Source organism: Arthrobacter sp. NPDC057009, from assembly GCF_042673905.1.
Taxonomy (GTDB): Bacteria; Actinomycetota; Actinomycetes; order Actinomycetales; family Micrococcaceae; genus Arthrobacter.
Map to the genome: position 1 here is coordinate 18,128 of NZ_JBHUSB010000029.1, position 17,549 is coordinate 35,676.

15 protein-coding genes are annotated in these 17,549 nt (G+C 67.3%); 7 read left to right on the plus strand and 8 right to left on the minus strand.

Annotation, left to right across the window (positions count from 1 at the left end):
* Positions 1-94 precede the first annotated feature (94 nt).
* Together ACFTR6_RS20440 and ACFTR6_RS20445 are read left to right on the plus strand one after the other, a co-directional pair.
* A complete protein-coding gene (locus ACFTR6_RS20440) occupies positions 95-220 on the plus strand; it encodes a hypothetical protein (protein WP_301178656.1) in 126 nt (41 codons plus the stop codon).
* A complete protein-coding gene (locus ACFTR6_RS20445; protein ID WP_172411679.1) occupies positions 217-372 on the plus strand; it encodes a hypothetical protein in 156 nt (51 codons plus the stop codon). The genes ACFTR6_RS20440 and ACFTR6_RS20445 overlap by 4 nt, the downstream gene beginning before the upstream one ends.
* 32 nt (positions 373-404) lie before the next feature.
* Here the strand turns inward: ACFTR6_RS20445 and xylB are convergent, their stop codons facing one another.
* Positions 405-1,808 (minus strand): xylulokinase, encoded by a 1,404-nt coding sequence (gene xylB, locus ACFTR6_RS20450; RefSeq protein WP_377959266.1) that lies wholly within the window; start codon positions 1,806-1,808, stop codon positions 405-407.
* On the minus strand, positions 1,805-2,755 hold the full coding sequence (locus tag ACFTR6_RS20455; RefSeq protein WP_377959267.1) for a sugar-binding transcriptional regulator: 951 nt from the start codon (positions 2,753-2,755) through the stop codon (positions 1,805-1,807). The genes xylB and ACFTR6_RS20455 overlap by 4 nt, the downstream gene beginning before the upstream one ends.
* Before the next feature lie 217 nt (positions 2,756-2,972).
* Between ACFTR6_RS20455 and ACFTR6_RS20460 the strand changes: the two genes are divergently transcribed.
* The 5 genes from ACFTR6_RS20460 to ACFTR6_RS20480 all read left to right on the plus strand — a co-directional run bounded on the left by ACFTR6_RS20460 (position 2,973) and on the right by ACFTR6_RS20480 (position 8,908).
* Complete coding sequence (locus ACFTR6_RS20460; protein WP_377959268.1) at positions 2,973-4,319, plus strand: ABC transporter substrate-binding protein; 1,347 nt, start codon at positions 2,973-2,975, stop codon at positions 4,317-4,319.
* 26 nt (positions 4,320-4,345) lie between these two features.
* Positions 4,346-5,320: a carbohydrate ABC transporter permease gene (locus ACFTR6_RS20465; protein WP_377959269.1), complete on the plus strand. Its 975-nt coding sequence runs from the start codon at positions 4,346-4,348 to the stop codon at positions 5,318-5,320.
* The gene (locus ACFTR6_RS20470) at positions 5,317-6,240 is read left to right on the plus strand and encodes a carbohydrate ABC transporter permease (RefSeq protein ID WP_377959270.1); all 924 of its coding nucleotides are present in this window, start codon (positions 5,317-5,319) and stop codon (positions 6,238-6,240) included. The genes ACFTR6_RS20465 and ACFTR6_RS20470 overlap by 4 nt, the downstream gene beginning before the upstream one ends.
* Positions 6,241-6,414: 174 nt before the next feature.
* Positions 6,415-7,419, plus strand: a complete 1,005-nt coding sequence (locus ACFTR6_RS20475; RefSeq protein WP_377959287.1) for an NAD(P)-dependent alcohol dehydrogenase — start codon at positions 6,415-6,417, stop codon at positions 7,417-7,419.
* 22 nt (positions 7,420-7,441) lie between these two features.
* Positions 7,442-8,908 (plus strand): mannitol dehydrogenase family protein, encoded by a 1,467-nt coding sequence (locus ACFTR6_RS20480; protein WP_377959271.1) that lies wholly within the window; start codon positions 7,442-7,444, stop codon positions 8,906-8,908.
* Between the two features lie 111 nt (positions 8,909-9,019).
* Here ACFTR6_RS20480 and ACFTR6_RS20485 read toward each other — a convergent pair whose 3' ends face one another.
* The 6 genes from ACFTR6_RS20485 to ACFTR6_RS20510 form a co-directional block, all read right to left on the minus strand.
* Complete coding sequence (locus ACFTR6_RS20485; protein ID WP_377959272.1) at positions 9,020-9,298, minus strand: DUF4190 domain-containing protein; 279 nt, start codon at positions 9,296-9,298, stop codon at positions 9,020-9,022.
* Between the two features lie 120 nt (positions 9,299-9,418).
* Positions 9,419-10,426, minus strand: coding sequence for a TM2 domain-containing protein (locus tag ACFTR6_RS20490; protein ID WP_377959273.1), 1,008 nt, complete (start codon positions 10,424-10,426; stop codon positions 9,419-9,421).
* Between the two features lie 186 nt (positions 10,427-10,612).
* On the minus strand, positions 10,613-11,119 hold the full coding sequence (locus ACFTR6_RS20495) for a GNAT family N-acetyltransferase (RefSeq protein WP_377959274.1): 507 nt from the start codon (positions 11,117-11,119) through the stop codon (positions 10,613-10,615).
* A gap of 10 nt (positions 11,120-11,129) precedes the next feature.
* Positions 11,130-11,708 (minus strand): HNH endonuclease, encoded by a 579-nt coding sequence (locus ACFTR6_RS20500; protein ID WP_377959275.1) that lies wholly within the window; start codon positions 11,706-11,708, stop codon positions 11,130-11,132.
* 355 nt (positions 11,709-12,063) lie between these two features.
* Entirely contained in the window at positions 12,064-15,453 is a 3,390-nt protein-coding gene (locus tag ACFTR6_RS20505) for a chitobiase/beta-hexosaminidase C-terminal domain-containing protein (protein WP_377959276.1), read from the minus strand.
* 257 nt (positions 15,454-15,710) lie between these two features.
* A complete protein-coding gene (locus ACFTR6_RS20510; RefSeq protein ID WP_377959277.1) occupies positions 15,711-17,546 on the minus strand; it encodes a glycoside hydrolase family 15 protein in 1,836 nt (611 codons plus the stop codon).
* Positions 17,547-17,549 lie beyond the last annotated feature (3 nt).

Below are 17,549 nucleotides of genomic sequence, written 5' to 3' on the forward strand. Positions count from 1 at the left end.
GGAGGAAGACCTTCGCCGATCTTGCCGGAAACTTTCGCGGATCTTGCCGGAGCGGGTTCACCATCAATCCATAACCTGGAAAGGGGTGAACATCATGGCTGACGACAAAGAAGTGCTGGACTGGGTCTCCCCGCGCAAGCAGCGGGAGATCGACAACCAGGCGGCATTTCTGCGCTATCTGCTGGAGCGTGAAGAGGCTCAGTTGGGCGGGGCATCATGAACGATTACGTTCCCCGTCCTCGTGAACCGTACGACGCGCGTGGGGTCATCAAGCGCGACCTGGCGAACATCATCGCCAAGTACACCGCGAAGGGCGACCAGGAAACTGCCGCTGTCTACATCGAGGCACTCGCCCGCTACGACAGCGACTGATCTGGCTTCGACGGTTTCAACCAGCGACCAGCTCAGCCGACGCCGTAGATGTTCCTGCGGGCTTCTGCATACCGCTCGCGGACGCTGAAGCCCCAGTCGCCGTCGGGCTCGTAGGCCGCTTCGATGCTGCGCTTCCACTCCGGAAGGTCACCGGTGGCCGCCCATGCCGCCTGTTTCGCAGCACCGAGCGCCACGTACTCCCGGCTTGCCGGCACCTCGACGGGCAGGTTGAAGACGCTGGCCGCAGCCTGGCGCAGGGCATGTGACTTTGAGCCGCCGCCGATGAGGAGCACCTTGTCCGGCGTCCCGCCCAGCTGCCGCAGCACGTCGATGGCATCCGCCAGCGAATTCAGCACTCCCAGCACGGAGGCCCGCGCGAGGTTCTCCGGCGACATGTTGCTCCGGCTCAGACCAACCAGGCTCCCGCTCGCGTGCGGCAGGTTGGGGCTGCGCTCGCCGTCCAGGTACGGCAGGAACGTCAGCCCGCCGGCATCGTTGCCCGCGGCGAGTGCCAGGGAATCCAACGTTGCCAGATCGACGCCGAGCATGGACGCGGTCGCGGCCATCACGCGGGCGGAGTTCAGCATCGCCAGCAGCGGCAGGTGCCCGCCGGCGGCGTCCGCAAACCCCGCCACTTCGCCGCTCACGTCCGGCATCGCGGAAGGTGACGCGGTGAAAACAGTTCCCGAGGTGCCGATCGACACCACCACCTCGCCCGGCCGCAGCCCCAGGCCCAGTGCCGCGGCGGCATTGTCCCCGGCGCCGGCGGCGAGGACCGCGCCGTCGATGCCCCAGCCGCTCTGCACGGTGCCGGCCGCCTCACCCGAAGCCACGACGCGCGGCAGCCGAGGAGCCCGTCCGAAGAAGCGTTCCAGCAGGTCCGGCCGGTAGCTGTCCGTCACCGGGGAGAAGTAGCCGGTGCCGGAGGCGTCGCTCCGGTCCGTGGTGAACTCGCCGGCCATCGCGCCGTTGAGCCAGTCGTGGGGGAGGACCACCTGGTCCACGCGGCCGGCGGCGTCGGGCTCGTTCCGCGCCAGCCACGCCAGCTTGGAGATGGTGAACGACGCCACCGGGACCAGGTTGACGGCGTCCACCCATGCCTCCGGCCCCAGCTCGTCCCGCAACCTCGCCGCGTCCGGGGCGCTGCGGGTGTCGTTCCACAGCAGCGCATCGTGCACGGGTGTCCCCGAACTGTCGAGCGCCACCATCCCGTGCTGCTGTGCCGCGATGCCGGCACCGGCGACGGAACTGCCCAGCCGGTCGGCGCCGGCGGAATGCCACGCTTCCTTCAGCGCGGACGTCCAAACATGCGGGTCCACGGCCGTGAGGTCCGGGTGCGAGGCCGCGCCGGACGCGACCACGTCACCGCTGTCGGCGTCCACCGCGAGGACCTTGCAGGACTGGGTGGAGGAATCCACCCCGATAACAACGCTCATTGACTCTTCTCCTCATCGATTAGGTCAGTCAGGGCCTTGGCCAGCGGCGAATCAATGATCAGGGTGGTGACGAAGCCGGCCTTCGCCACCGCCAGCACCGCTTCAGCCCGCGCTTCCCCCTGGGCCACGGCAATTACCTTCGGGGTGCGCTGCAGCTGCTTGATGCTGACGGCGATGATCTGCTCGTCCAGCCCCGACTCCACCGCAACGCCTTTGGCGTTGATCAGCCGGCCGGAGCATTCCCCGACGGCGCCGGCCTCCACTGCCGCCTGCCTCACGTCGGCGTCGGCCCGGTCCCAGATGGTGGAGGTGCCGGGCTTCCACGCACCGATGGCGACGACGGCCAGGTCGAGTGAGTCCGCCTTCGCCAGCGCCTCGGCGATCTCCGGCTGGCGGCGCAAGCCGGCCGCCGTCGTCGGATCTTCCACCACCAAAGGTGCCCAGAGCGGCCAGGTGAGCCCCCCGCTCACGTGCCCCAGCCGCTGGATCAGCTCGAGGGGATTGCTCTCGCCTTCCGTGGGGAGCGCGCCGGCGAGCTGGACGACGTCGCACTTGGGAAGCTCGCGGACCAGCCGGGAGGCCACGTCCAGGGTGCGGGACCAGGAGATGCCCATGGTCCCGCCCGCGGGCGCCTGCCGGGAAATTTCGACGGCGGCCGCCTTGGCCAGGATGCCGCGCGCCTGGATCACGTCCCCGTTGGTGTCCGCCACGACGATCCCGCCGATCCCCAGGAACTTCTCGATGCGGCGGATGTCGGCAGCGGAGACGCGGGACGGGAAGTTCACCTTGATCTCCACGATGCCCTTCTCGAGGGCCTCCGTGAGCAGCCGCGCCACCTGGAATCGCGAGATCCCGTAGCTGCTGCCGATCTCCACCTTGGACCGGTTCTCCAGGTAGTACTCGCTGCTGATGCGCGCCAGAAGCTCTTCATGGGAAAGCTCGCTCATGCCCGTCACCTCTCGCACATCCGATCATTTGAGTATTGCCTCTTGCTCAAACGAGTATATATGACTAGAGTCACATGACAGATGAGCAGTAACGGTTCGCTCAGATGAGCAAGCCCAGATGAGAGCCGAAGCTGCAACGGGCCGAGCAGCCCATACCACCGGGTCCGCGGCTGCGGCCCGGACCGGTGTCCTGACTTTTGAGCACAAAGGAGTTCTTATGCGTCCCAAGATGCGTGCCGCCTCGCTGGCCGCAGGTGCGCTGTGCATCGCCCTGTCCGCCTCCGCCTGTGCGGGAGCCGGCGGCGGCAACAGCGCGGGTGACCCGAACAGCATCAGCGTCCTGATGGTGAACAACCCGCAGATGGAGGACCTGCAGAAGCTGACGGCGGACAACTTCACCAAGGAAACCGGGATCAAGGTCAACTACACGGTCCTGCCGGAGAACGATGTCCGGGCGAAGATCAGCCAGGAGTTTTCCAGCCAGGCCGGCCAGTACGACGTCGCGTCCCTGTCCAACTATGAGATCCCGTTCTTCGCGGCGAACAAGTGGCTGGCGCCGCTGGATTCTGTGGCGAAGGACCCTAAGTTCAACCAGGCGGACATCCTGCCCGCGTACACGGCGTCGCTGACCGGTGCGGACGGCAAGCTTTACGGCGAGCCCTTCTACGGCGAGTCCTCGTTCCTGATGTACCGGAAGGACATCTTCGACGCCAAGGGGCTGACCATGCCGGAGAAGCCCACCTGGGATCAGGTGGCCGAGCTGGCGGCGAAGGCCGACGGGGCGGCACAGGGGATGAAGGGGATCTGCCTGCGCGGGCAGCCGGGCTGGGGGCAGGTGTTCGCGCCGCTGACCACGGTGGTGAACACGTACGGCGGCACCTGGTACGACAAGGACTGGAATGCGAAGGTCAACGCCCCCGAGTTCACCGAAGCGGTCGAGTTCTACGTTGACCTGGTGCGCAAGCACGGCGAGGCCGGTGCGGCGCAGGCCGGGTTCACCGAGTGCCTGAACAATATGAGCCAGGGCAAGGTGGCCATGTGGTACGACGCCACCTCCGCCGCCGGCGCCCTCGAAGCCGATGCCTCACCGGTGAAGGGCAAGATCGGGTACGCGCAGGCGCCGGTGAAGAAGACGGCGTCCTCCGGGTGGCTGTGGACCTGGTCCTGGGCCATGCAGGCGGCCTCCAAGAAACAGGACGCGGCCGGGAAGTTCATCGCCTGGGCCAGCTCGAAGGAATACGAGGAACTGGTGGCCGCCAAGCTCGGCTGGGCCAAGGTCCCCTCCGGCAAGCGCATCTCCACCTATGAGAACGCCGAGTTCCAGAAGGCCGCGCCGTTCTTCAAGGCTGAGCGCTTCGCGATCGAGAACGCCGACCCGAAGAACCCCGGCGCCCAGCCGCGGCCCGCCGTCGGGATCCAGTTCGTCGGGATTCCCGAGTTCGCGGCCCTGGGCACCAGCGTCTCGCAGGGGATCAGCTCGGCCATCGCGGGCCAGGGCACCGTGGCCGACGCGCTGACCAAGGGCCAGCAGGCCGCCGAAAAAGTCGGCAACAAGTACAAGTGACCTCAACCCAACCGCAGGAGAACATCATGACTACCGCAACGGCGCGTATCTCCCGTCCGGGGCACAGCGCACCCAAATCGCCGTCCCCACGGGATACCCGGTCGCGGGAACGCGCCCTGGCCTGGGCGCGGCGCGCACCGCTGCTGCCGGCGCTGATCTTCCTCATCATCGTCACCCAGCTCCCGTTCCTCGTCACGCTGATCATCTCGTTCATGAGCTGGAACAGCCTCAGCCCTGACAAGACCGCTTTCACCGGTCTGGAGAACTACGTCACGGTCCTCACCGACCCCGACCTGCGCCAGGCCATCTTCACCACTATCGTCCTCACCGTCTCCGTGGTGCTGATCAGCCTCCTCATCGGCTTGGGACTGGCCCTGCTGCTGGACAAGAAGTTCATCGGCCGCGGCCTGGCCCGGACCCTGCTGATCGCCCCGTTCCTGGTGGTCCCCGTGGCCGCGGCCCTGATCTGGAAGCACGCCCTGCTGAACCCGACCTACGGGCTGATCAACGGCATCCTGACCTGGATCTGGTCCCTGTTCGGCAGTGACGCCGCCCCCCAGCTGGACCTGCTGTCCCAGGCACCGTTGGCAGCTGTGATCGCGTCCCTGGTCTGGCAGTGGACCCCGTTCATGATGCTCATCCTGCTCGCAGGGCTGCAGTCCCGCCCGATGGACACCATCGAAGCCGCCCAGATGGACGGCGCCAGCCCGTGGATCATCTTCCGCGACCTGACCCTGCCGCACCTGCGCCAGTACCTCGAGCTCGGGGGTCTGCTCGGCGCAATCTACATCGTGCAGAACTTCGACTCGGTCTTCACCCTCACCGCCGGCGGCCTGGGCACCGCGAACCTGCCCTACGCGATCTACCAGACGTTCTACTTCGCCAACGAATACGGCCTGGCCTCCGCCGCTGGCGTCGTGGTGGTCATCGGCACCATCATCGTGGCGACCTTCGCCCTCCGCACCGTTTTCTCGCTCTTCAAGAAGGAAGCAGCACGATGAGCACCCTCACCGCACCCCGCCCCACGCAGCCCGGCGCCGCGAACGCCCGCAAGTCCCGCCGCGGCTTCGGAAAGTTCGGCAGCAAGTCCCGGATGGACCCGACCCGGAACAACACCGCCGCCGGGATCGCCGCCTGGCTGCTGGCCCTGCTCTTCGCCACCCCGGTGCTGTGGATGATCCTCACCTCCTTCCACTCCGAAACCGACGCCGCCACCAACCCGCCCTCCATCGCCGCGGACCTCACCCTGGACGCGTACAAGGAGTTCTTCGGCGCCACCTCCGGCGTCAGCCCGTGGCCGCCGCTGATCAACTCCGCCACCGCCTCCATCCTCTCCACCATCCTGGTCCTGGCGTTGGCCATCCCGGCCGCCTACGCGCTGTCCATCCGGCCGGTGAAGAAGTGGACCGACGTCATGTTCTTCTTCCTCTCCACCAAGATGATGCCGGTGGTCGCCGCGATCCTGCCGCTCTACCTCTTCGCCCGGACCGTCGGCGCGCTGGACAACATCTGGTTCCTGATCCTGATGTACACCTCCATGAACCTGCCCATCGCGGTGTGGATGATGCGCTCCTTCCTCGCCGAAGTCCCCGAGGAAATGCTCGAGGCAGCCCAGATCGACGGCGCCAGCCTCCTGCTCATCCTGCGCAAGATCATCGCCCCCGTCGCGATGCCCGGCATCGCCGCGACCGCCCTGATCTGCTTCATCTTCAGCTGGAACGAACTCCTGCTGGCCCGCGTCCTCACCGGCGTCGTCGCCGGCACCGCCCCGGTGTTCCTCACCGGCTTCGTCTCTGGCCAGGGCCTCTTCCTCGCCAAAGTCTGCGCGGCCGCCGTCATCATCTCCCTCCCGGTGCTGTTCGCCGGGTTCGCCGCGCAGGACAAGCTCGTTCAGGGCCTCTCGCTGGGTGCCGTCAAGTAACAGCGCGGTCAAGTAACGGCGCGGTCAAGTAACAGCGCCGTCAAGTAACGGCGCGGCCAGGTAACGCCCTCCACTTCCAAAGGAATGACCTCCATGACAACAACCACCCAGCCCGCCGCGGGCCAGACAGCCTTCGGCCAGCCTGCCGCAGGCCAACCAGACCTGCCGGACACCATGCGCGCCGCCGTCCTCAAGCGCCAGGGTGACATGGCCCTGGAAACCCTGCCCGTCCCGGCGCTTGAGCCGGACCAGGTCCTGGTGCAGGTGGCCGCCGTCGGCGTCTGCGGCAGCGACGTGCACTACTACGAGCACGGCCGGATCGGCGACTACGTGGTGGACCACCCGCTGATCCTCGGCCACGAGCTCTCCGGCCGGATCGCCGCCGTCGGCAGCGCCGTTGACCCTGCCCGCATCGGCCGGCGGGTCGCCGTCGAACCCCAGCGCCCCTGCCGCGCCTGCAAGCAGTGCCGGGCCGGGCGGTACAACCTCTGCCCGGACATCGAGTTCTACGCCACCCCGCCGGTGGACGGCGCCTTCACCGAATACGTCACCATCCAGTCCGACTTCGCCTACGACATCCCGGACAGCGTCAGCGACGAGGCAGCCGCCCTGATCGAGCCGCTCTCCGTGGGGCTGTGGGCCTGCGAACGCGCCGGCATCCGCCCCGGCAGCCGGGTGCTGATCGCCGGCGCCGGACCCATCGGCATCATCGCCGCCCAGGCCGCCCGCGCGTTCGGCGCCACCGAAATCTACATCAGCGACATCGCCGAGGACCGCCTCGCGTTCGCGCTGGACCACGGCGCCACCCACGCGCTCAACGCCCGCACTGACACGGTGGAGGGGCTCGACGTCGACGCGTTCATTGACGCTTCCGGCGCACCGCAGGCGGTCCGTTCCGGGATCAAGGCCGTGGCGCCCGCCGGAAAGGTGATCCTCGTGGGGCTGGGGGCGGACGACGTCGAACTCCCCGTCTCGTACATCCAGAACCGGGAGATCTGGCTCTCCGGCGTCTTCCGCTACACCAACACCTGGCCCCTGGCCATCCAGCTCATAGCCGACGGCAAGGTGGACCTGGACATCCTGGTCACCGGCAGGTTCGGCCTGGCCGACGCCGAAGAAGCACTGAAAGCGGGCAAGCAGCCCGGACAGCTCAAAGCCGTGGTCTACCCGGGCCGCTGAGCCCGCACTGAAAGGAACAGCAATGCTCACCGATGCGACACTCACCGAACTCCCGGGCAGCCTGGCCCGTCCGTCCTATGACCGCTCGGCCCTGACCGCCGGCATCGTCCACTTCGGCGTCGGCGGCTTCCACCGCGCGCACCAGGCCATGTACCTGGACCAGCTGATGAACGCCGGCCTCGCCCACGACTGGGCCATCTGCGGCGTGGGCGTCCTGCCCGGCGACGCCCGGATGAAGCAGGTCATGGACCGGCAGGACTGCCTGTACACGCTGGTGGTGAAGAACCCCGACGGGACGCGGGAAGGCCGGGTGATCGGCTCCATCATCGAGTACCTCTTCGCGCCCGACGATCCCGAGGCCGTGATCGAAAAAATGGCGTCCGACGCCGTCCGGATCGTTTCGCTGACAGTCACCGAGGGCGGGTACAACTTCCACCACGTCACCGGCCGCTTCGACGCCGACAACCCCGATGTGGTCCACGACCTCCAGCCCGGTGCCGCGCCGCGGACCACCTTCGGGCTCATCACCGAGGCGCTGCGCCGGCGCCGGGACCGGGGGCTGGCGCCGTTCACGGTCATGTCCTGCGACAACATCCAGGGCAACGGCGACGTGGCGCGGGAGATGTTCACGGCCTTCGCCTCGCTCAAGGACCCGGCTCTCGGCGCCTGGGTCACCGAGCACGTGCCCTTCCCCAACAGCATGGTGGACCGCATCACGCCCGTCACCACCGACGAGGACCGGCAGGCCATCGCGGAGGAGTTCGGTGTTGAGGACGGCTGGCCCGTGGTCTGCGAACCCTTCGAGCAGTGGGTGCTCGAGGACCACTTCAGCCTGGGGCGTCCGCCCTTCGAAAAGGCCGGCGTGCAGCTCGTGGAGGACGTGGAGCCGTATGAGCTGATGAAGCTGCGGCTGCTCAACGCGAGCCACCAGGGGATGTGCTACTTCGGGCACCTGGCCGGGTACCGCTACGCGCACGAGGCGGCGCAGGACCCGCTGTTCGCGCGGTTCCTGCTGGACTACATGGACCGGGAAGCGACGCCGACGCTGCAGCCGGTGCCGGGCATCGACCTCGGCACGTACAAGCGGACCCTGATCGAGCGCTTCTCCAACGAATACGTCCGCGACACCCTGGCCCGGCTGTGCGCCGAGAGCTCCGACCGGATCCCGAAGTGGCTGCTGCCCGTGGTGCGGATCAACCTCGAGAACGGGGGAGAGATCCGCCGGTCCGCTGCCATTGTGGCGAGCTGGGCACGCTATGCCGAGGGCGTTGACGAACACGGCAACGCAATCGAGGTGGTGGACCGGCTGAAGGACACACTGGTGGCCGCGGCCGCACGCCAGCGGCAGGACCCGCTCTCCTTCATTTCCAACCGGGAGGTCTTCGGGGACCTCATCGACAACGAACGGTTTGTCGCCGCCTACTCTGAAGCGCTGGCCAGCCTGCACCAGCACGGCGCGAGGGAGACGCTTCGCGGACTGGAGTCTTAGAAAACGGAAGCGGACGGCGGCGGGGGAGTGCCGCCGTCGTCCGTCTTTCCGCGGCAGAAAGCAACAGACCCCCGCCGGGAAAGTTCCCGGCGGGGGTCTGTCGCGCTGCTGTCAGGCCTGGGAGGCCGCGGCCGATCCCAGGACGACGATGAGAAGGACAACTGAGAGGGCGATCGATGCATAGCCGACGACCAGGGCGGCGATGGCCAGCCCGCGTCCGCCTTCACCGGTCCTCTTGATCTGGCCCAGGGCGACGTGGCCCAGAATGACGCCGAGCAGGCTGATGAAGAACGACGAGATCAGCGCAACGATGGCCAGCGTGTTGGTCTTGGCGGAAGCCGGTGCCGGCGCGTAGCCCTGGTATTGCGGCTGGTACTGAGGTGTGCTCATGGATGCTGCCTTTCGATGGCAAATGGTGGGTCCCCCGGCCCGCACATTGCGGAGCGGCAATCAAAAAATATCAACAATCGGGCTGCAACAGGGCAGGACCTCGGTTTTTCCCGTCACAGATTACTGAGTGGTCAGGGTGAAGGTGGATGCCGCGTCCCCGAACTCATCCTTGACCACGACCTTGACGGGGCCCTTCCTGACGTCGAACACGATCATTCCCCGGCGAACATCACCGGCGCCAACTTCCTCAGTGGGCAGGCTCCCCAGCCCCTCGTCCAGAGAGATCAGCTCGCCCTCATTGCCGTCCGTGTCGTAGACCTCGAAGTTGTAAGGGCTGGTCCTGCTGCTTCCCGTCAGCGTCTCCCAGGAAACCTTGATGGCGAGGAACCCTCCGTTCTGCGGCTTCATGTAGGACATGCGCGGAATTTCAGAGATGTAGAGGGAGTCCAGAACCCCGACTTTCACCGTATTGCCCTCGGACACGGTAACCACCAGGGAGTTCGCATCGGTGGCGGTGGCGGTGGCCGAGGATGACGGGGCCGGTGCCGCCTCGGAGGCAGCGGATGACGGGGCCGGTGCCGCTTCGGAGGCAGCGGGTGACGGGGCCGGTGCCGCCTCGGAGACAGCGGGTAGCGGCGGAGCCGGGGTGTTCCGTCCCACAAGCATCTGGGAAGCCATGGCAAAGGACATCACCATGTACAGGGCTCCGACCACCATTCCGATCACCCAGACGACCGCGGTGATGATCCAGGCCTTCTTCTTGTTCTCCGGGTAGCCCTCCAGCGGCCGCCCGTCCTTGTCCCGTGCGTTTCCGGTCAGGGTGATGATCAGGTCCACAATTGCCCAAATGCCGAACCCGCCGCCGGTCAGAAGCTTGGCGATGCCCGTGCCGACCTTGCCCAGGTAGAAGCGGTCCACACCGAAGCTGCCCAGCAGGAGGGACAGAATCCACGTGGTCATGAACGACTTCCCCGGCCCGCTGGCGTAGGGAACGTCGCCATAGGGCCCCGGCTGGTATGCGCCCTGGTATTCGCCCTGGTACTGCCCGCCATAGCTGGACGGTGGATGCGGAATCGGCGGAGCTGATGGACCGTTTTGGGGCGCGTGGGGGTAACTGGGGTGACTCATTGGTGTTCCTTTTGCGGAGGTGTGCGAGCGGGTGTGAGGGCTGCCTGGGTGCGAGCGTTGGGCGGCCCTCTTTCGGCTCCTGAACGTGGCGCGCCGTGTCAGGCCGGAAAGTATTTACCCAATGAATTTACTATCGGGGGCCGAGAGCCGCGATGGGCAGAAATACCCATCGCCCGGGAGGAATCGTCAGATCCGTTTCTTCATCACGATGCGAGGCCAGGCGGCCAGACCCAGGGCAGCTTCGTGCTCAACAACCTGCCGCATGCCTTCCGTCCACAACTCCTCCGGCACCACCCGGAAGCCGAGCCGTTCGTAGTAGGGAGCGTTCCAGGACACGTGCTCAAAGGTTGTCAACGTCATTTCAGTGAACCCGTTGGCTGCGCCCCAGCAGGCGGCGGTATCGATCAACCTGCTGCCGATTCCCTGGCGGGAATGCTGTGGGTGCACGGAGACCTGTGCGATGTGGACGCAGGAATCAATTTCCTCAACGATGATGTAGCCGATGGGCTTGTCGTTCTCGTCGGCGGCGACCCACGCCCGGCCGCTCCTCGTGTAGGCAGCCAGCTCGTCGGCGCCGGGAGGCTCATCGTCGGCGACAGCGTCCATGCCGATGGAACGGAACGCCTCGCCGGCGGCACGCTCGATGGTCCGCAGACGCTCCAGGTCCTCCAGCCGTGCGGTTCGGATCAGCACGGGGCTGTGCTCAAGGAAACTCCCTGCGCTCGCCGACGCGGACTGCATCGTCGGACAAGACGTAAGAGAGCCGGCGTCGTTCCAGCCTTTGCTGCTGGGCAGGCGAGGGGATCTGCGCGCCCTTCGCGCGGTTGCACCTGCTGCACGCCGCGACGAAGTTCTGCAGGCTGGTGGACCCACCCTTGGACCAGGGGTAAAAGTGGTCGCCGTGCTCGGCGGGACGTGAACAACGACGGCGGAAGCCCGCCTCCATCTCGCACTGGCCGCCGGCGCGGGCCATCCCTTCGCGGCGTTGCTGGCGGGTGAAGCGCCGTAGAGGGTCCCGCCGCCGGACGTCACGGGAGCGGATGATGAGCACCGTGACGACCAGGGCAAGAATGACGAGCCCCGGGAGCGTGACCGCCGCCATCACGCCGTCGAACATTCCGCGGAGGACGTCGCTGGGAGACGTGCTCCGCTGACTGAGGGTGGCAGCGGTTGCGTTCGGCAGGAGGGAAAGGACGACGGCAGCGGCCAGCCAAATGGTGGCAGCGAAGTAAGCGGCCCGAAGGGCCACCCGTGTCCAGTAGATCCGTTTCAGTTCCAGCATTTTGTCCCCCAAAGTCAACGAGCATTTGCGGTTTCCCGCCGGACAGATGCTATCGGTTTCACACGCGGGTATGGCGGGGCCAATTTCCGCCAGGCGTTTGCGATCCGGGTCGGAAGAGTCCCCGCGCGAAGGGCCTCACCAATGGCGAAATGGCCGATGGCCTGTTCGTCTCTGAAGCCGCACCCGGAGCTTTTGTACAGATAATGGCCTCTCCAGGCGCTTCAGGAGCCATTATCTGTACAAAAACTCTCGGCTTGGTGTGGGCACGCTCCGCTGCGTTCTTAAACCAGCAGTGGTCCCCGCCGGAAAACCGGCGGGGACCACTGTTGTGCTGTTCAGTCTGGCTGGGAACGGATCAGAGGATGTTCTTCATCGAGTTCCAGCCCGTGCCGATCATCTTCTTCCCAGAGACGTGACCGTCGCCCTTGCCTGCGTACAGCCACAGGTTGCCGGACTTGTCTCGGGCGATCAGGTCGTTTTTGCCGTCGCCGCTGAAGTCGCCGGGTCCCATCAGTAGGGTCATGCTGTTCCAGCCCGTGCCGATCTGCTTGCTGGATGCCACGTATCCGTCGCCCCTGCCGGCGTAGAGCCACAGGTTGCCGGCGGTGTCGCGGGCCACCAGATCAGCCTTGCCGTCACTGGTGGTGTCGCCGACGCCGACAATCGCCATGCTGTTCCAGCCCCGGCCGATCTTCTTTGCGGCGCCGTACGTGCCGCGCCCGTCACCGGCGTAAAGCCAGAGGTAGCCGGCCTTGTCGCGGGCCACGAGGTCGGCTTTCCCGTCCCCGCTGAAGTCACCGGGGGCAACGACGCTGGTCATGCCGTTCCAGCCCTGCCCGACCTGCTTCTTCGCGGCGAAACCGCCCCTGCCGTTGCCGGGGTACAGCCACAGCTTGCCGGCCGCGTCGCGGGCCACCAGGTCAGCCTTGCCGTCACTGTTGGTGTCCCCGGCGCTGACCACGCTGGTCATGCCGTTCCAGCCCGACCCAATCTGCTTCCGGGGTGCGAAACCGCCGTTGCCGTTGCCGGGGTACAGCCACAGCTTGCCCAGCGTGTCCGTCGAGACGAGATCAGCGCTGGAGTCGCCGTTGAAGTCCCGGCCGATGCCGTCCCTCGTGGCAGGTTCCTCGACCGGCGGATCAACGGGGGTCTCACCGCCGGTTCCTTCGGCCGCCGTCCAGCTGCCGATGCTGCTGGCATTGCCGGCGGCATCGATGGCAACTGCGCGCAGGGTCTGGCCCCCCGCGAGTGTCACCGGTGCCGAGTACCGCGTGCCGTTGGCTGTGGGCTCGCTGCCGTCCAGGGTGAAGAAGATGGCCGCGTCCTCGCTGGCGGACAGTGTCACGGCGGTGCCCGCCGGGACCTCGCTGCCGTCAACATTGGCGCTCAGGCCCGGTGCCGTCTTGTCCACCGTGAACGTCTCCGTCATCACTGCGGAGGCGATGCCAAACGCCACGGCGATAAACTTCACCGTGGTGGTGCCCTCGGCGGTGATCGGAATCGGCTCCGTGTACAGCGTGCTGGCCGTCGTCGGATCCGTGCCGTCGGTGGTGAAGAAGATCTGCGCATTCTCCGGGGTGGCCGTCAGCGCCACGAGCTGGTCGGTGGCGAACACGCCGCCCGCCGTCGTTGCCGTGGGGGTGGGCTCCGGCGGGGTGGCGCCGGTCATGCGGCCCTGGACCACGAACTGGTCGGTCTCGCCAAGGAGCTCCGGATCCAGTACATCGCCGCTGGGCGCAGCAATCTTCTCGATCTTGAAGTAGTTCGTGTCATACGGGCTGCCGGTCACGGCGTGCGGCGTGGCGCCGTCGCCGAGGTAGCCTTCGGGAGCACCTTCGGTCCACCGGAGGAACGGCCCGATCCTGCTCTCCAGCAGTCCGGAGAAGTCGCCGGTGGCGTTCAGGGCGCCCAGGTCCTCGGTGTAGTTGATGTTGCCGTCGAGATCCGCTTTCAGGTCCAGGACCCCGTAAGGGTGTGTGAACCGGTAGGTTGCCTCCGGCTCGAAGACCGCGTCGCCGCGGACCCGGACCCGGCCGAAGCCGACCTGCGCGTTGTCCTGCACGGCATCCGCCCCGAACGCTGCCTCCGAACCGAGGGTCAGCCGGACGTCCCCGCCGTCGACGGGAACTTCCGCGTCGGACGCGAACCAGAACGCCTCGCCCGGGAAGTTGTCCGGGAACGACGTCGGCTGCGTCGGGTCTGGCCGGTCATCGACCACCGGGCACAGCGGGTCATCCAGGCACAGGTCCAGCTGGACCGGATCCTGCCCTTCCCAGCCGTTGTCCTTCAGCCACACCGGGAAGCCGTGGTCGCCGAGGGGGCCCACTTCAGAGAGGTTGCGGACCTTGAACGGGAAGGAACGCACCTCGCCGGCAGTTCCGGTGGCCGGGTCGATGGCGACGGCCCGGATGGTGGTGGACATCCCGAGCCGGAATGGATCGTTGTATTCGCGGGTGGAGCCGGCCGGTTCCCCATCCTCCGTCAGGCCCGGGGCCGATCCGTCCGTGGTGTAGTAGATGTCCGGCGCAACGGAGGGGTCGTTCGTGGTCCCTGTGAGGGTGACCGTCTGCGGTCCCGCGAGGGGACCAGCGGCCGCGTCCGGGCTGGCCTCAAGCCACGGCCGGGTGGCGTCGAGTTCATACTCTTCGGTGTAGATGGCGGTGGCCTTCTCCTTGTCCTCGAGGTCCACCGCCATGTACTTCAGCGTGGTCAGGCCCGGTGTGGCCAGTTCGACGGCGGCCACCGCGGACATGTCGCCCGCGGCAGGCACGACTTCGGTTCCGTTAATGGTGCCGTCTTCGTTGAACCCGGGATCGGTGCCGTCCGTGGTGTAGATGATCTTCGCCTTGTCCGGCAGGGACGCCTGGATTTTGACCGTTTGCTTGGAGTTGTAGACGCCCCCGGGCTTGTCCACCCCTGCCTTCAGCGTGGCGATTTTGCCCTGCACGGCGAACAGGTCCGTCCGGGCGCTCGCGGGAGTGCCGCCCGCGTCCGCCGGTCCGGAGACCTGGAAGTAGTCCGTGTTGTTGGGGCTGCCCACCACCTTGTGTTCAACGAGGGGGTCGCCGATAAAACCTTCCGGTGCTGCCGGTGCCACGGCCGGGTCCCACCGCAGGAAGGGGCCGATCCGTCCCTTCGACGGCTCATCCCAGCTGCACGGCTGCTGCATGCAGCCGATGTCTTCGGTGAAGCGGATCCGGCCGCGGTCATCCGCGGTCAGCACCTCAACACCGTACGGGTGGGTGAACGTGTACCGCTGGTTGGGTACGCCGTCGTCCAGCCGGATCCGCAGTCGGGCGAACCCGTTCTGCTGTCCCTGCGCCACGTCCCCGACTCCGGAAAACGCCGCCTCCTGGGCCATGATCAGCCGTGCTGATGCCCCGCCCGGCATGGTCAGCGACGTTTCGGCCGACCACCAGAATGACTCTTCCGGGAAGTTCCCGGGAATCGCCAGCGGCTGGGTCGGATCGTAGTCGATGCCGATGACCGGGCAGACCGAGCCGTCAAGGCACAGCTCCAGCCGGACGGGCTCCAGCCCCTTGGCCTCGTCCCCGCCGTCGGCGTACCAGTACGGATAACCGTTGGTCGGATCGATCGGGCCCACGCCCGCAGGGCCGGCGGGCAGCGCCGCTGGCACCATGCCCGCCACTGCGGACTGCGACAGCACGGGACCGCCTGCCGGCAGCGCCGCAACAGCCGGCGGCAGGGCGGTCAGCCCGGACGCCAGCACCGCTCCCAGGGTCACTATCCCCATCGTCCGCCGGCGCCGCGTCACCCGGACTTTCGACCGTTCTTTTTGGTCCTGCTTTTGAACACTCAAGATGTCCCCCCTGATGGTAAATGTCCTGTCCGAGGGGCGCATGGTGCGTTTGTGTAGTTGATGCCCCCCACGCCGAGCCTGCCGCCCGGACGTTGGGATTTTCCTAGGATCCGATAGACGGTTCCCCCTTTTGCGGGGGGCTCACCCCGAAAATTCCCGTCAGGGCTGTGCCGGTGGAGGAGTCAGGCTTCCTTCGGGCCCGCGGTCTGCGGGAGGGGCGCCAGCTGGCGGGACGCGTCGCGGAGGGCCAGCGCCGCCTGGACCAGCGCGGCGTGCGTCATCGCCTGCGGATAGTTGCCGAGGAGCGTTCCGGTGGCGGGATCGGCTTCTTCGCTGAACAGGCCCAGCGGTCCCGCGTAGCCCAGCAGCGCCTCGAACAGTTCCGCAGCCTCGGCTGCCCGTCCCGTCAGGGCGAGGGCCTGGGCCAGCCAGAAGGAACACGGGAGGAAAGCTCCTTCATCACCGGGCAGCCCGTCCTGGCCGGGCGGGTAGCGGTAGAGGAAGGGGTAGCCGGCCGACAACTCAGCCCACACCGCATCCACCGTCCCCCGCAGCCGCGGAGAGCCGGAATCCTCGAAGCCGGTCACGGGCAGGATCAGCAGGGCCGAGTCGAGATCGGCCGATCCGTAGGAGCGCGTGTATGTGTTCCGGGCGGCGTCGAAGCCCTGCGCCCTGATGTCGGCTGTGAGCTCGCTTCGTGCCGTCTCCCACCGGCGCCGCCGCCGGGCGCTGATGCGGTGGGTTTCGGCAATCCGCAGTGCCCGGTCAAGTGCGAGCCAGCCCATGATCTTCGAATGCACATGGTGCGCGGCATCGGCCCTGATTTCCCAGATGCCCGCGTCCGGTTCCGGCCACCGCCGCGCCACCAGATCCGTGAAGCTGCGCATCGCCCGCCACGTCTCCGAGTTCAGGCGCCGCCCCTGCCGCACGAGGTTCCACGCGGCGTCGAGCACCCAGCCGTAGCCGTCCAGCTGATGCTGGTGCGCGGCGCCGTTGCCCGCCCGAACCGGAGCGCTGTCCGCGTAGCCCGGCCAGTTCTCCAGCGTGCGCTCGCGGGGGACATGCCCGCCGGTCAGGGTGAGCAGTGCCGGCAGCCGGGGCCGCTCCAGCCTGCTGGCGTGCAGGAGCCAGTTCAGGAAGTTCAGTGCCTCGGCGTCCTTGCCCAGACCAAGGAACGCGGCGATGCCGATGCTGGCATCCCGCGGCCAGGCGTACCTGTAGTCCCAGTTGCGGATGCCGCCCGGGTCCTCCGGCAGTGACGTGGTAGGGGCGGCCACCGGTGCTCCCGAGGGGGAGTAGGTCAGCAGCTTCAGCGTCAGCAGGCTCCGCAGCACCGGTTCACGGAACGGAACGTCCCGGCTGATGCCCGACGTCCACTCCCGCCAGCGGTCCTCATCGGCTTCCACAAGGTCCCACGCCGTCTCCGGATCCACCCAGATCAGCGGTTCCGTATATGCCAACCCAAGCACCATCACCACGGGACGGCCGGGCTCAACGGTGAGTTCCGCCGTCGTACCCGGCTCAACCCGCAACCCGCCGCTGCAGCCGAGTGACATGGCCAGGGCGCCCCATTCGCAGACCAGATGCTGCCCCCGCCGGACGCGGGGGCGGAGATGGCGCTCGCCGAATCGGGGGTTAAAGTCGACGGCGGCCCGGACCGGTGCGCCGTCGGCCTCCAGCCGCCGGATCAGGAGGGTGGTGGGCAGCAGGCGGCCCGACACCTCGGCCACCATCGCTTCGGTGAGGGTCAGTGTTCCCCCGTCCGCGGCCCAGACCGTTTCGAGCGTCGCCGTGTGCGGCCGGTACCGGCGGACGAGGCGTTCGGCGGGGAAGGCGGGGCCGGCGCGGAAGGTGCCGGCTTCGGGGCCGCCGAGCAGCGCGCCGAAGACGGGATCGCCGTCGAAGGTGGGCGCGCAGAGCCAGTCGATGCCGCCGTCGGCCGAGACCAGTGCGGCAGTCCGCGTGTCGCCCAGCAGCCCGTAGTCCTCCAGGGCGGGGGAGTGCATCCTGGTTTCCACGTG

What these genes read in the sequence shown, in the direction of transcription:
- ACFTR6_RS20440 (WP_301178656.1), top strand. Translation starts at nt 95, where the DNA reads ATGGCTGACGACAAAGAAGTGCTGGACTGGGTCTCCCCGCGCAAGCAG.
- ACFTR6_RS20445 (WP_172411679.1), top strand. Translation starts at nt 217, where the DNA reads ATGAACGATTACGTTCCCCGTCCTCGTGAACCGTACGACGCGCGTGGG.
- xylB (WP_377959266.1), bottom strand. Translation starts at nt 1,808, where the DNA reads ATGAGCGTTGTTATCGGGGTGGATTCCTCCACCCAGTCCTGCAAGGTC.
- ACFTR6_RS20455 (WP_377959267.1), bottom strand. Translation starts at nt 2,755, where the DNA reads ATGAGCGAGCTTTCCCATGAAGAGCTTCTGGCGCGCATCAGCAGCGAG.
- ACFTR6_RS20460 (WP_377959268.1), top strand. Translation starts at nt 2,973, where the DNA reads ATGCGTCCCAAGATGCGTGCCGCCTCGCTGGCCGCAGGTGCGCTGTGC.
- ACFTR6_RS20465 (WP_377959269.1), top strand. Translation starts at nt 4,346, where the DNA reads ATGACTACCGCAACGGCGCGTATCTCCCGTCCGGGGCACAGCGCACCC.
- ACFTR6_RS20470 (WP_377959270.1), top strand. Translation starts at nt 5,317, where the DNA reads ATGAGCACCCTCACCGCACCCCGCCCCACGCAGCCCGGCGCCGCGAAC.
- ACFTR6_RS20475 (WP_377959287.1), top strand. Translation starts at nt 6,415, where the DNA reads ATGCGCGCCGCCGTCCTCAAGCGCCAGGGTGACATGGCCCTGGAAACC.
- ACFTR6_RS20480 (WP_377959271.1), top strand. Translation starts at nt 7,442, where the DNA reads ATGCTCACCGATGCGACACTCACCGAACTCCCGGGCAGCCTGGCCCGT.
- ACFTR6_RS20485 (WP_377959272.1), bottom strand. Translation starts at nt 9,298, where the DNA reads ATGAGCACACCTCAGTACCAGCCGCAATACCAGGGCTACGCGCCGGCA.
- ACFTR6_RS20490 (WP_377959273.1), bottom strand. Translation starts at nt 10,426, where the DNA reads ATGAGTCACCCCAGTTACCCCCACGCGCCCCAAAACGGTCCATCAGCT.
- ACFTR6_RS20500 (WP_377959275.1), bottom strand. Translation starts at nt 11,708, where the DNA reads ATGCTGGAACTGAAACGGATCTACTGGACACGGGTGGCCCTTCGGGCC.